We start from the raw sequence: 12,692 nt of genomic DNA on the forward strand, positions 1-12,692 counted from the left end.
TATTTCAAAAGTAGTCCTTTTCCCCTGTACTGGATTTCCCCATGAGTTCTGTTGCTGTGTTCAGCAAGGCCTCGCCGTTCGATGCACTGCAGCGCTGGCTACCGAAACTGGTGCTGGCGCCGAGCATGTTCATCGTTCTGGTGGGCTTCTATGGCTACATCCTGTGGACGTTCGTTCTGTCGTTCACCACTTCGACATTCCTGCCGACCTACAAGTGGGCCGGACTGGCGCAATACGCGCGGTTGTTCGACAACGACCGCTGGTGGGTGGCGAGCAAAAACCTCGCTGTTTTCGGTGGCATGTTCATCGGCATCACGCTGGTGATCGGCGTGCTGCTGGCGGTGTTCCTCGACCAGAAAATCCGCCGCGAAGGTTTCATCCGCACCATTTACCTGTACCCGATGGCGCTCTCGATGATCGTGACCGGTACCGCATGGAAATGGCTGCTCAACCCGGGCATGGGCCTGGACAAATTGTTGCGTGACTGGGGCTGGGAAGGCTTCCGTCTCGATTGGCTGATCGACCCGGATCGCGTGGTGTATTGCCTGGTGATCGCTGCGGTATGGCAAGCCTCGGGTTTCATCATGGCGATGTTCCTCGCCGGCCTGCGCGGGGTTGATCAATCGATCATCCGTGCGGCGCAGATCGATGGCGCGAGCATGCCGACGATCTACTGGAAAGTGGTGCTGCCAAGCCTGCGTCCAGTGTTCTTCAGTGCGGTGATGATCCTCGCCCACATCGCGATCAAGAGCTTCGACCTCGTCGCAGCGATGACCGCCGGTGGCCCGGGTTATTCCTCCGACCTGCCAGCGATGTTCATGTATTCCTTCACCTTCAGTCGCGGTCAGATGGGCATGGGTTCGGCCAGTGCGATTCTGATGCTCGGTGCGATCCTCGCGATCATCGTGCCTTACCTGTACTCCGAGCTGAGGACCAAGCGTAATGACTAGTCTCGCTGCCAAACCTGCGATCAGCCTGAGTCGCATCGCGATCTACGCGGTGCTTATCCTCGCTGTATTTCTCTACCTGATTCCGCTGGTGGTGATGCTGTTGACCAGCTTCAAAACCCCGGAAGACATCAGCACCGGCAACCTGTTGAGCTGGCCGACCGTGGTCAGCGGCATTGGCTGGGTCAAGGCCTGGGCCACGGTTGACGGTTACTTCTGGAACTCGATCAAGATCACCGTTCCGGCAGTATTGATCTCCACCGCCATCGGCGCGTTGAACGGCTATGTGCTGTCGATGTGGCGCTTTCGCGGTTCGCAATTGTTCTTCGGTCTGCTGTTGTTCGGCTGCTTCCTGCCGTTCCAGACCGTGCTGCTGCCGGCCTCGTTCACCCTCGGCAAGATGGGCCTGGCGAGCACCACTACCGGTCTGGTGTTCATCCATGTGGTCTACGGTCTGGCGTTTACTACGCTGTTCTTCCGTAACTACTACGTGAGCATTCCCGATGCACTGGTGAAAGCTGCACGCCTCGACGGCGCGGGTTTCTTCACCATTTTCCGGCGGATCATTCTGCCGATGTCGACCCCGATCATCATGGTCTGCCTGATCTGGCAGTTCACGCAGATCTGGAACGACTTCCTGTTCGGTGTGGTGTTCTCCAGCGGCGATTCGCAACCGATCACGGTGGCGCTGAACAACCTGGTCAACACCAGCACCGGGGCCAAGGAATACAACGTTGATATGGCGGCGGCGATGATCGCCGGGCTGCCGACCCTGCTGGTCTATGTGGTCGCAGGCAAGTATTTCGTGCGCGGGCTGACGGCCGGCGCAGTCAAGGGGTAATCATGGCAACGCTCGAACTTCGCAACGTAAACAAGACCTACGGTGCCGGCCTGCCGGACACCCTGAAGAACATCGAACTGTCGATCAAGGACGGTGAGTTCCTGATCCTAGTCGGCCCGTCGGGTTGCGGCAAATCGACCCTGATGAACTGCATCGCCGGCCTGGAAACCATTACCGGCGGCGCGATCATGATCGGTGATCAAGACGTCAGCGGCATGAGCCCCAAGGATCGTGACATCGCCATGGTGTTCCAGTCCTACGCGCTGTACCCGACCATGAGCGTGCGCGAGAACATCGAGTTCGGTCTGAAGATTCGCAAGATGAAACAGGCGGACATCGACGAGGAAGTCGCTCGCGTGGCCAAGCTGTTGCAGATCGAACACCTGCTCAATCGCAAGCCGGGCCAACTCTCCGGTGGTCAGCAGCAACGCGTGGCCATGGGTCGCGCGCTGGCTCGTCGGCCGAAGATTTATCTGTTCGACGAACCGCTGTCCAACCTCGACGCCAAGCTGCGCGTCGAGATGCGCACCGAAATGAAACTGATGCACCAGCGCCTGAAGACCACCACGGTCTACGTGACCCACGACCAGATCGAAGCGATGACTCTGGGCGACAAGGTTGCGGTAATGAAGGACGGGATCATTCAGCAGTTCGGTACGCCGAAAGAGATTTACACCGATCCTGCCAACCTGTTCGTGGCGAGCTTCATTGGTTCGCCGCCAATGAACTTCATCCCGCTGCGCCTGCAACGCAAGGACGGTCGCCTGCTGGCGCTGCTCGACAGCGGCCAGGCGCGTTGCGAGCTGCCGTTGAGCATGCAGGATGCCGGGCTTGAAGATCGCGAAGTGATCCTCGGCATGCGCCCGGAACAGATCGTGCTGGCGAACGGCGAGGGCAATGGTTTGCCGAGCATCAAGGCTGAGGTTCAGGTCACTGAACCGACGGGGCCGGACACGCTGGTCTTCGTCAACCTCAACGAAACCAAGGTCTGCTGCCGTCTGGCACCGGACGTGGCACCGCAGGTTGGCGAGACCCTGACGCTGCAATTCGATCCGTCGAAAGTGTTGCTGTTCGATGCCAAGACAGGCGAGCGACTGGGCGTTGCGGGCCAGACGCAAACCGAAGCGCGTTCTGCCAACGTCGCACAGTTCAAAGGCCGGTAAACAGATCAATGTTGGAATGCGTTCATGTGGGAGCTGGCAAGCCAGCTCCCACAGGGATCGGATTCCACAAGGAGCGCGCGGTGGATGACCTGTCATCCGCCGCAATTTATGTAAACCGCGTTAGATAAAAACAGTTAATAACAATAAAGACGAGGATGTAGGGATGAAAAAGAAACACGTCAATGCCCGGTTGATCTGCCAAGTGTCAGCCGCGGCAGCACTGGTGCTGGCCGGTAATGCGATGGCTGCGGATGCCTTCAGCTCCGATTCCAAATGGATGACGGGCGATTGGGGTGGCGAGCGTACCAAGCTGATCGAGCAAGGTATCGACATCAAGATGGACTACGTCGGTGAAGTCGGTGGCAACCTGCACGGTGGCTACAACAACGACAAGACTGCACGTTACAGTGACCAGTTCGGCCTCGGCGCCGCGCTGGACCTGCAAAAACTGCTGGGCTGGGACAACACTCAGGCCAAGATCCAGTTGACCAACCGTAATGGTCAGAACATCTCCAACGACCGCGTTGGCGATCCGCGTGCCGGCACCCTGAGTTCTTCGCAAGAAGTCTACGGTCGCGGCCACATGGTGCGTCTGACCCAATTGTGGATTCAGCACCAGTTCTTCGACAACAAACTCGACGTCAAGGCCGGTTACTTCGGTGAAGGCGAAGACTTCAACACCTTCCCGTGCGAATTCCAGAACCTGGCGTTCTGCGGTTCCCAGGTGGGTAACTGGGCAACCAACATCTGGTACAACTGGCCAGTCAGCCAGGCCGCGATCCGCGTGAAGTACAACATCAATGACGAGCTCTACGCTCAGATCGGTGCGTACAACCAGAACCCGTCGCAACTGGAACACGGCAACGGCTTCAAACTCAGCGGTAGCGGTACTGCCGGTACCGTATTGCCAGTTGAGTTGGTCTGGTCGCCGAAGGTCAACAGCCTGCCAGGCGAATACCGCGTGGGTTACTACAAGAGCACGGCTGATGCCGCCGATGTCCGTGAAGACATCAACGGTAACGACGCTGCAACCACCCGCGACGCCTACAAGACCCACAGCAGCAAACACGGCTACTGGTTCGTTGCGCAACAGCAACTCACCAGCCACAACGGCGACGCAACACGCGGTCTGAACATCGCCGCCAACGCGACGTTCCACGACAAGGACACCAACTTCATCGACAACTACCAGTCGGTGATGTTTGTCTATAAAGGCCCATTCGACGCACGTCCGAAGGATGACGTCGGCATCGGTGCGGCGCGTATCCACGTCAACGATGACGTGAAGAAAAACGCCGAACTGCTGAACGCCTCCAACGGTGTTTCGGACTACGACAACCCGGTGTTCTCGCCTATTCGTGAAACCGAATACAACTACGAGGTCAACTACGGCTTCCACGTTACCAACTGGCTGACTGTGCGTCCTAACCTGCAATACATCACCCACCCGGGCGGTGTTGATGCAGTGGACAACGCATTGGTTGCCGGTCTGAAAATTCAGTCGGTGTTCTAACGCGTCTGCGATAAGCTCCTCTCTATGTGCGCATATTTGCGGACAGCCAAGGCTGTCCGCTTTTTTTTGCGAGGCTCGCACGCAAGATTTGTAGTACGCATTTGTGGCTATAGAATTTTTATGGCTAAAGGGTTTTCTGTGGCAAGGCTTTTGGATTGATAAGTACCCCCATGATTTTCAGGACCGTGGCCCATGCATGAGCATCCGCTGCAACGCTTCTTCAAATCCCTGCGCGAGCGATCAGTGTTTGCCTGGGAGCGCTATCAGATGCGCGATGTGTTGGTGATCGATCATCCGCTGTGTCAGGCGGTGTTCAGTCGTCAGGGCGCGCAGTTGCTGCACTTTCAGCCTCGCGGCCAGAAGCCGTGGTTGTGGTGCGCGGCGAAGTGGCCGCATGTCGGTGCAATTCGTGGTGGCGTGCCGGTGTGCTGGCCGTGGTATGGCCGTCATCCGAGCGAAAATGCCTGGCCGTCTCACGGTTGGGCGCGGCTGCTCGACTGGAAACTGCTCGACAGCAGCAGCGCCGAAGACGGCGTGCGTCTGCACTGGCAATTGCAGTTGTGCGACTGGCAGGTAGACCTGCACGCGCACCTTGGCGAACGCATGGAATTGCGCCTGAGCACCGAGCATCAGGACGACATGCCGTGCCAGATGAGCCAGGCTTTGCATGCTTACTGGCGTATTGGCGATGTGGGTGAGATAGCGCTGTCTGGGCTTGAAGGCGCGCAGGGTTATGACCAGTTGAGCCGGCAGGTTTGTCAGCAGGAAGGCGAGTTGCGCGTCGATGGCGGCTGTCAGCGGGTGTTCCAGCACGACGGTGAATTACAGCTGAAAGATCACGCCTGGCAGCGCGAGTTGTGCATCGATACCGGCGACAGTGCCGACACAGTGGTCTGGCATCCGGGGTCGCGGCCGTTGCTCGGCGTGACGTGGGACGAGATTTCGGAATTTGTCTGTGTCGAAGCGGCGGCGGGCGGGACGGATAGCCTGCATCTGGCGCCGGGAGAGAAGGCGCATCTGAGTTTGCAGGCTTGGGCAGCGGCTTAGTTTTTTGTTGCCTCTGCTGGCCCCATCGCTGGCAAGCCAGCTCCCACAGTGTCCGCGCCGAACATACAATTGGCGAACGCTGATGAAACCTGTGGGAGCTGGCTTGCCAGCGATGAGGTCAGCTCATTCACTACAAATCATCGAGATCAGTTGAACTCATCACCCACCGGATACCGGCTAGCGTTCAAGCTCTCTTTGATCTTGCGCAGATGCGGCTGGAAATCCACCCCGCGACGCAATGTCATGCCTGTCGCCAACACATCCAGCACGGTCAACTGAATGATCCGCGAAGTCATCGGCATGTAGATGTCGGTGTCTTCCGGCAACGGAATGTTCAGGCTCAACGTACTGGCCTTGGCCAGCGGTGAATTCTCGGCGGTCAGGCCCAACACCGAAGCGCCGTTCTCGCGGGCAATGCGCGCCACTTCCACCAGCTCGCGGGTGCGGCCGGTGTAGGAAATGATCACGAACAACTCGCCGGTGTGCGCCACCGAAGCAATCATCCGTTGCATCAGCACATCGGCATGCGCCGTGACTGCGAGATTGAAGCGGAAGAACTTGTGCTGTGCATCCAGCGCCACCGGAGCCGAAGCGCCGAGGCCGAAGAAGTGGATCTGCCGCGCCTGAATCAACAGGTCGACGGCGCGGCTGATCAGGTTCGGATCAAGTGCCTGACACGCGCTGTCCAGCGAGGCGATGGCGCTGCCGAAAATCTTCTGCGTGTACGCCTCGGGATTGTCATCGGCTTCCACCGCACGGCTGACATATGCCGCGCCGCTGGCCAGACTTTGTGCCAGTTGCAGCTTGAGTTCCGGGTAACCGCTGACGCCGAACGAACGGCAGAAACGGTTGACCGTCGGCTCACTCACCGACGCCGCCTGGGCGAGGGCGGCGATACTGAAGCGAGTGGCCTGCTGTGGGTTGAGCAGGATCACCTCGGCGACTTTGCGTTCGGCCTTGTTCAGGTCTTCAAGGCGACTCTGGATCTGTTCCAGTAAATTTCGCACGCGGTCCATATGGAATTCCTAATTCACCTGCGCAAAGGTACGCCGGGCTATGCAAATTGGGCCTTTGATATGGCCCGTAACGGTGGCCTATCCTACTGGGGGCTCCGACCGACCACCACTCGGAATCTGTATTTTGCGAAAATGTTGTGGTTATTACTACATTTTCCCTTGAGTGATGCCTTGAAAAAAGGTATTTGTAGCTTAACTTGATAAAAGAACAAACATCATGCCTTCGATTACGGTTGAACCGTGCACCTTTGCCTTGTTCGGCGCCCTTGGCGACCTGGCCTTGCGCAAGCTGTTTCCTGCCCTTTATCACCTCGATGGCGCCGACCTGTTGCACGAGGACACGCGCATCATCGCGTTGGCCCGTGAGACCGGCACCGAGCAGCAGCACATGGCGTTCATTGCCGCCGAACTGCGTCGCTACGTGGGTAAAGAGCTGGACGAAGCGGTGGCCGAGCGTTTTCTCTCGCGGCTGACTTACCTGCACGTCGACTTTCTCAAGGCTGAAGATTACGAAACCCTGGCTGAACTGGCCGGCACCGCTCAGCGCATGATTGCCTACTTCGCCACTCCGGCGGCGGTGTACGGCGCGATCTGCGAGAACCTGGCGAAAGTCGGTCTGGCGGAAAACACTCGCGTGGTGCTGGAAAAGCCGATCGGTTCCGATCTGGAATCCTCGCGCAAAGTGAATGACGCTGTGGCGCAATTTTTCCCGGAGAACCGCACCTACCGCATCGACCACTATCTGGGCAAAGAGACCGTTCAGAACCTGATCGCCCTGCGTTTCGCCAACAGCCTGTTCGAAACCCAGTGGAACCAGAATTACATTTCCCACGTGGAAATCACCGTGGCCGAGAAGGTCGGTATCGAAGGCCGTTGGGGCTACTTCGACAAGGCCGGCCAACTGCGCGACATGATCCAGAATCACCTGTTGCAGTTGCTCTGCCTGATCGCCATGGACCCGCCGGCCGACCTGTCCGCCGACAGCATCCGTGACGAGAAAGTCAAAGTGCTCAAGGCACTGGCGCCGATCAGCCCGGAAGGCCTGACCACCCAAGTGGTACGCGGCCAGTACATCGCCGGCTACAGCGAAGGCAAGTCGGTACCGGGTTACCTCGAAGAACCGAATTCCAATACCCAGAGCGACACCGAAACCTTCGTCGCTCTGCGTGCAGATATCCGTAACTGGCGTTGGGCCGGCGTGCCGTTCTACCTGCGTACCGGCAAGCGCATGCCGCAAAAGCTGTCGCAGATCGTCATCCACTTCAAGGAACCGTCGCACTACATCTTTGCCCCCGAGCAGCGCTTGCAGATCAGCAACAAACTGATCATTCGCCTGCAACCGGATGAAGGCATTTCCTTGCGCGTGATGACTAAAGAGCAGGGCCTGGACAAAGGCATGCAACTGCGCAGCGGCCCGCTGCAACTGAATTTCTCCGACACCTGGCGCAGCGCACGGATTCCCGATGCCTACGAGCGGTTGTTGCTGGAAGTGATGAACGGCAATCAGAACCTGTTTGTCCGTAAAGATGAAATCGAAGCCGCGTGGAAGTGGTGTGACCAGTTGATCGCCGGCTGGAAGAAATCCGGTGACGCGCCCAAGCCGTACGCGGCCGGGTCGTGGGGGCCGATGAGCTCGATTGCACTGATCACGCGGGACGGGAGGTCGTGGTATGGCGATATCTGATGTGAAACTGCCTGCGGGCGTCAACGCCCACCCATTCAAGAGCCCGGCGTTGTTGGCCGAAGGCTTGGCGCTGAATGTTGCCAAGCAACTGAGCGAGGCCATCGCTGCACGTGGCAACGCGGTGCTGGTGGTGTCTGGCGGTCGTAGCCCGGTGGCGTTTTTCCAGCACTTGGCCAAGCAGGATCTGGACTGGTCGAAAGTCGTCGTGACCCTCGCCGATGAGCGCTGGGTCCCGGTCGAGCACGCCGACAGCAATGCCGGTCTGCTCAAGCAGTATCTGCTCAAAGGTCCGGCGGCCAAGGCAAAGTTTCTCAGCCTTTATAGCGCTGCGGCGAATGTCGAACAGGCTGCTGAACAGGCTGATCGTTTGCTCGCTGAGTTGCCGGCAATCGATGTGCTGGTGCTGGGCATGGGCGATGACGGTCACACCGCGTCGCTGTTCCCCAACAGTCCGAACCTTGCCGAAGCGTTGCAGGCCGATGGCACGCGCCGTTGCTGGCCGATGCTGGCGCCGAGTGTGCCGCGTCAGCGCCTGACCATGAGCCGTGCGCTGCTGGCTTCGGCCCGACACAAGATTCTGTCGATTTCCGGTGCGTCGAAACTGACCACCCTCAACGCCGCATTGGCCAGTGACGATGTCGCTGCCATGCCGGTTCGCGCGTTTCTGCAACCCACGTTAGAGATTTACTGGTGCCCATGAGCCAAGGAACAGCCGCTATGACAACCCCATCCCCGACCGTATCCATGGCGGACAAAGTTGCCCTGATCGACAGCCTCTGCGCCAAGGCGCGGATTCTGCCGGTGATCACCATCGCCCGCGAACAGGACGTGCTGCCATTGGCCGACGCCCTGGCTGCCGGTGGCCTGACCGCGCTGGAAGTAACCCTGCGTTCGCAGTTCGGTTTGAAGGCGATTCAGATTCTGCGCGAACAGCGTCCGGAACTGATGACCGGCGCCGGCACCGTACTTGATCGCAATATGCTCGCGGCTGCCGAAGCGGCCGGTTCGCAATTCATCGTTACCCCGGGCATCACCCGTGATCTGCTGGAAGCCAGCGTCGACAGCCCGATTCCGCTGTTGCCGGGCATCAGCAACGCCTCCGGCATCATGGAAGGCTACGGCCTGGGTTATCGCCGCTTCAAGCTGTTCCCGGCTGAAGTCAGCGGCGGCGTGGCAGCGATCAAAGCCCTCGGCGGCCCGTTCGGCGAAGTGAAATTCTGCCCGACTGGCGGCGTCAGCCCGGCCAACATCAAGAGTTACATGGCGCTGAAAAACGTCATGTGCGTGGGCGGTAGCTGGATGCTTGATCCGGAGTGGATCAAGAACGGCGACTGGGCCCGCATTCAGGAATGCACCGCTGAAGCACTGGCGCTGCTGGACTGATCTTTACCTGACACTTCGTTGTGTGTTCTACGGCTTTTTCGGTGCACTTGGTCGGTGCACCTTTTTTTTGCCCGCAGAAAACCAGGATCAAAAGATCGCAGCCTTGGAATGCATTTCCCTGTAGGAGCTGCCGAAGGCTGCGATCTTTTGATCTGCGCAGCAACGCTGCGATACATAGTTACCGCACTTCGAATTTCGTCCGACGCTAATCTGCGTTCTCTTATGGAAGAGAGGACGTGTCATGGATCGAGATTCTTCAGCTTCATCGGCGCCGGTCTATCAACTGGCGCCCGAACAAATCGCCGGACCTTATTTCCGCAATCCCAAACTGCTGCGCCGCAATATCAGCGAAGGTGCCGAAGGGCTGCCGTTACTGCTGCGACTGACCATCGTTGACGCCATGACCGGAGAACCGGTGAACGGCGCGCTGGTGGATATCTGGCACTGTAATGCGCGAGGAGCGTATTCGGGCTGGAGCCGGATCAATCCTGATCTGGAAGTCGATGCCGAGGCCATCGGTTCGATCCCGCGCACCGACGACGAGACCTACCTGCGTGGCAGTCAGATCTGCGATCAAAAGGGCAGGGTGCGCTTTACCACGATCTATCCGGGTTTCTATGCCGGGCGTGCGCTGCACATTCATGTGGCGGTGCGTATTGTCGCTGGCGGTGATTACCTGGAAGAGCGCAACGTCGCTTGGGTCGGCCAGTTGTACTTTCCCGAGGTGGTCTCTCGTTCGGTGCTCAATGCCCGAGCCTATCGCGGTCGAGCATCAACACCGTTGAACAATGAACAGGACAGCCTGTACACCGCCACTGACGGTGAGGGCTCGACATTGGCGGTCTGGCCGGTCGGACGTGACTCCCACGAAGACGGCTTTTTCGGTCATCTGACCATCGGCATCGACACCTTTGCGGCGTCGTCGCAGATCAAACCCGAGGACTTCGACAAGTACACGGTCTAGGCCGCTCAGCGCAGCTCGTTGAGCGCCCGGGTCAGCACCTGCATATCCTCGGCGGTGGTGGTCAGCCCTGGCGTGATGCGGATGCACGGCCCGCAAGCTGCGCCGTTACGCACCACGGTAAACAGGTTGAATTCGCTCAGCAGACGCTCGGCCAGTGCCTGTTGATCGGCGTGGCGAGTGAAACGCATCGAGGTAATGCCGCAATACAGTCGCGGATCATCAGGGGTCAGCACTTCGATGCCGGGCAGATGCCGCACCGCGCTGACCCACAGGTTGCGCAGGTAACTCAGGCGCGCACCCTTGGCCGGTGCGCCCCCTAAAGAGCGGTGTTCCTCGAATACCAGCGGCAGGGTCATCAATGCCGGAATGTTCGGGGTGCTGTGCGGAATACGCGAGCGGATATCGTTGGCCGGGTAATGCGTTTCGCCCATGTCCGGTTCAATATCGGCCAGACGCTGCGTAGCGATATAGATGAAGCCGAGGGTCAGCGGTGCGCCGATCCACTTGTGCAGGTTGTACCCGGCGAAGGCGATGCCCAGTTCTTCGAGATCGAACTCGATCTGCCCGAGGGCGTGGGCACCGTCGAGGATCACATCGATGCCGTGCTCCTTGGCCAGCGCGGCGATGGCCTGCACCGGCATCACCAGACCGGTGCGGTGAGTGACGTGGGTCAGCGCCATCAGTTTGAGTTTCGGATGGCGGATGAATGTCTCGCGATAGGTCTCCAGCAGGCTGTCGAAGCTCGCCGGATGCGCGTGACTGATCTCGATCACCTCGACGCCGCGCGTGCGCGCAAGCCAGCGCATAGCGCCTTTGACGGTGTCGTATTCGAGATCGCAGATCAGCACCTGATCGCCCGATTGCAGGCGGTTGTAGTTGCGGATCAGCGATTGCAGGCCTTCGGTGGCGTTGTGGGTGAAGGTCACGTTGTGCGCGCGAACACCGATCATCTCCGCGAGTTGCGCCCGGATATCCAGGCTATCGAGCGGTTCGAAACGTTGGCGTACGTGCACCGAGTTGCTGCTGTTGATCAGCTCGATGTTGCGCTGGTATTCCTCGATCACCGTGCGCGACATGCGCCCGAAGTAGCCGTTTTCCAGGTTGACCGGGCCTGCTTGAACTTCATAACGATCGGCGAATGTTCGCCAGAAAGCTTCATCACGGGCGCGTCGGGTGTTATCGGGCATGATCGGTTCGGCTCAGTAGGGGAGGACGCTTCAGTGACGTGGGGCAGGTTTGCCGTGTTTGGCGCGCAAAGGTTCGAGTAGATCCGACAGACCGTTGTGATCGATTTCCTGCATCAGCGCGAGCAGACCGCCGAGTTCGCCATGTGGAAAACCTTCACGGGCAAACCAGTTCAGATACGGACCAGGCAGATCGGCAATGATCCGACCCTTGTATTTGCCGAAGGGCATTTCGCGGGTGATCAACAGTTCAATTTTTTCAGGGTTCATCGATGTAATCGTCCGGCCTCAAAACAATCTGGAAAATACAGGCATTCTGCATGCAGGCCAAATGACAGATCATGCAAATAACCGGAGTACAGTTTTTACGTATTTATTTAACGTGTTGATTTTAAACAAATAAATCTTTAAATCAGAGCTGGCACGCACACTGCAATATCCCTTGTATCTTCCACCGATCGCAAGGAATTGAAAAATGACTGACATGAATAAAGAAGCCATCTCCGTACTCAATGACCTGATTGAAACCTGCAAGGACGGTCAGGAAGGGTTCAAGACTTGCGCTGAAGACATCAAGCATCCAGAACTGAAAAGCCTGTTCGTGACCCGCTCCGCCGACTGCGCCACTGCCGCTGCCGAGCTACAAGCGGCCGTGCGTTCGATGGGCGGTGATCCGGAAACTTCGACCAGCGTCAGCGGTGACCTGCACCGTCGCTGGGTCGACGTCAAAGCGATGTTCACCGGCAAGGACGAAGAAGCAGTGCTGAACGAAGCCGAGCGTGGTGAAGACCATGCGCTGAAGGCTTATCGCGAAGCCATCGAGAAGATCAACAAACACAATCTGGTCGGTATTCGTGACCTGGTTGAACGCCAGTATCACGGCGTACAACGCAACCACGACCAGGTGAAAGCCCTGCGTAACCAGGCTCGTGCACGCTCGTAAGCATTAG

At 58.4% G+C, this 12,692-nt stretch carries 13 protein-coding genes; 10 read left to right on the top strand and 3 right to left on the bottom strand.

Translation table 11 applies throughout. From position 1 onward, the window contains the following. Positions 1-41: 41 nt before the first annotated feature. The 5 genes from ACTWLJ_RS13950 (at position 42) to ACTWLJ_RS13970 (ending at position 5,511) form a co-directional block, all read left to right on the top strand. Positions 42-950 (top strand): carbohydrate ABC transporter permease, encoded by a 909-nt coding sequence (locus tag ACTWLJ_RS13950; RefSeq protein ID WP_401215244.1) that lies wholly within the window; start codon positions 42-44, stop codon positions 948-950. Continuing rightward, a complete protein-coding gene (locus ACTWLJ_RS13955; protein WP_445181225.1) occupies positions 943-1,788 on the top strand; it encodes a carbohydrate ABC transporter permease in 846 nt (281 codons plus the stop codon). Before ACTWLJ_RS13950 ends, ACTWLJ_RS13955 begins: the two co-directional genes overlap by 8 nt. 2 nt (positions 1,789-1,790) lie before the next feature. Next, complete coding sequence (locus ACTWLJ_RS13960; protein WP_445181226.1) at positions 1,791-2,951, top strand: ABC transporter ATP-binding protein; 1,161 nt, start codon at positions 1,791-1,793, stop codon at positions 2,949-2,951. Between the two features lie 163 nt (positions 2,952-3,114). Beyond that, positions 3,115-4,464 carry a carbohydrate porin gene (locus ACTWLJ_RS13965; protein ID WP_401215252.1) on the top strand — a complete coding sequence of 450 codons (1,350 nt, stop codon included), beginning with the start codon at positions 3,115-3,117 and terminating at the stop codon, positions 4,462-4,464. Between the two features lie 192 nt (positions 4,465-4,656). After that, entirely contained in the window at positions 4,657-5,511 is an 855-nt protein-coding gene (locus tag ACTWLJ_RS13970; protein WP_401215255.1) for a D-hexose-6-phosphate mutarotase, read from the top strand. A 146-nt stretch (positions 5,512-5,657) separates the two neighbouring features. Here ACTWLJ_RS13970 and ACTWLJ_RS13975 read toward each other — a convergent pair whose 3' ends face one another. Further along, a complete protein-coding gene (locus tag ACTWLJ_RS13975) occupies positions 5,658-6,518 on the bottom strand; it encodes a MurR/RpiR family transcriptional regulator (RefSeq protein WP_171057240.1) in 861 nt (286 codons plus the stop codon). A gap of 226 nt (positions 6,519-6,744) precedes the next feature. Here ACTWLJ_RS13975 and zwf point away from each other — a divergent pair, with 226 nt between their 5' ends. From zwf to ACTWLJ_RS13995, 4 genes are all read left to right on the top strand, one after another. Next, positions 6,745-8,211: a glucose-6-phosphate dehydrogenase gene (gene zwf / locus ACTWLJ_RS13980; protein ID WP_445181227.1), complete on the top strand. Its 1,467-nt coding sequence runs from the start codon at positions 6,745-6,747 to the stop codon at positions 8,209-8,211. Next, entirely contained in the window at positions 8,198-8,911 is a 714-nt protein-coding gene (gene pgl / locus ACTWLJ_RS13985; RefSeq protein WP_445181228.1) for a 6-phosphogluconolactonase, read from the top strand. The genes zwf and pgl overlap by 14 nt, the downstream gene beginning before the upstream one ends. Positions 8,912-8,928: 17 nt before the next feature. Next, positions 8,929-9,594 carry a bifunctional 4-hydroxy-2-oxoglutarate aldolase/2-dehydro-3-deoxy-phosphogluconate aldolase gene (locus ACTWLJ_RS13990; RefSeq protein WP_126365751.1) on the top strand — a complete coding sequence of 222 codons (666 nt, stop codon included), beginning with the start codon at positions 8,929-8,931 and terminating at the stop codon, positions 9,592-9,594. Between the two features lie 241 nt (positions 9,595-9,835). Further along, positions 9,836-10,558, top strand: coding sequence for an intradiol ring-cleavage dioxygenase (locus ACTWLJ_RS13995; RefSeq protein WP_445181229.1), 723 nt, complete (start codon positions 9,836-9,838; stop codon positions 10,556-10,558). Positions 10,559-10,563: 5 nt separating this feature from the next. Here ACTWLJ_RS13995 and ACTWLJ_RS14000 read toward each other — a convergent pair whose 3' ends face one another. Both ACTWLJ_RS14000 and ACTWLJ_RS14005 read right to left on the bottom strand, forming a co-directional pair. Further along, positions 10,564-11,745 (bottom strand): aminotransferase class V-fold PLP-dependent enzyme, encoded by a 1,182-nt coding sequence (locus ACTWLJ_RS14000; RefSeq protein WP_445181230.1) that lies wholly within the window; start codon positions 11,743-11,745, stop codon positions 10,564-10,566. 30 nt (positions 11,746-11,775) lie between these two features. After that, the gene (locus ACTWLJ_RS14005) at positions 11,776-12,012 is read right to left on the bottom strand and encodes a DUF3820 family protein (protein ID WP_445181231.1); all 237 of its coding nucleotides are present in this window, start codon (positions 12,010-12,012) and stop codon (positions 11,776-11,778) included. A 205-nt stretch (positions 12,013-12,217) separates the two neighbouring features. On the opposite strand from ACTWLJ_RS14005, the gene ACTWLJ_RS14010 reads away from it, so the two are divergent. Further along, positions 12,218-12,685: a ferritin-like domain-containing protein gene (locus ACTWLJ_RS14010; RefSeq protein ID WP_401215273.1), complete on the top strand. Its 468-nt coding sequence runs from the start codon at positions 12,218-12,220 to the stop codon at positions 12,683-12,685. Positions 12,686-12,692: the final 7 nt, after the last annotated feature.

It is taken from the genome of Pseudomonas sp. McL0111, from assembly GCF_052567255.1.

Coding starts and splice junctions, on each gene's coding strand:
- ACTWLJ_RS14000 (WP_445181230.1), bottom strand. CDS start 11,745: ATGCCCGATAACACCCGACGCGCCCGTGATGAAGCTTTCTGGCGAACA.
- pgl (WP_445181228.1), top strand. CDS start 8,198: ATGGCGATATCTGATGTGAAACTGCCTGCGGGCGTCAACGCCCACCCA.
- ACTWLJ_RS14010 (WP_401215273.1), top strand. CDS start 12,218: ATGACTGACATGAATAAAGAAGCCATCTCCGTACTCAATGACCTGATT.
- ACTWLJ_RS13970 (WP_401215255.1), top strand. CDS start 4,657: ATGCATGAGCATCCGCTGCAACGCTTCTTCAAATCCCTGCGCGAGCGA.
- ACTWLJ_RS13960 (WP_445181226.1), top strand. CDS start 1,791: ATGGCAACGCTCGAACTTCGCAACGTAAACAAGACCTACGGTGCCGGC.
- ACTWLJ_RS13955 (WP_445181225.1), top strand. CDS start 943: ATGACTAGTCTCGCTGCCAAACCTGCGATCAGCCTGAGTCGCATCGCG.
- ACTWLJ_RS14005 (WP_445181231.1), bottom strand. CDS start 12,012: ATGAACCCTGAAAAAATTGAACTGTTGATCACCCGCGAAATGCCCTTC.
- ACTWLJ_RS13995 (WP_445181229.1), top strand. CDS start 9,836: ATGGATCGAGATTCTTCAGCTTCATCGGCGCCGGTCTATCAACTGGCG.
- zwf (WP_445181227.1), top strand. CDS start 6,745: ATGCCTTCGATTACGGTTGAACCGTGCACCTTTGCCTTGTTCGGCGCC.
- ACTWLJ_RS13990 (WP_126365751.1), top strand. CDS start 8,929: ATGACAACCCCATCCCCGACCGTATCCATGGCGGACAAAGTTGCCCTG.
- ACTWLJ_RS13950 (WP_401215244.1), top strand. CDS start 42: ATGAGTTCTGTTGCTGTGTTCAGCAAGGCCTCGCCGTTCGATGCACTG.
- ACTWLJ_RS13965 (WP_401215252.1), top strand. CDS start 3,115: ATGAAAAAGAAACACGTCAATGCCCGGTTGATCTGCCAAGTGTCAGCC.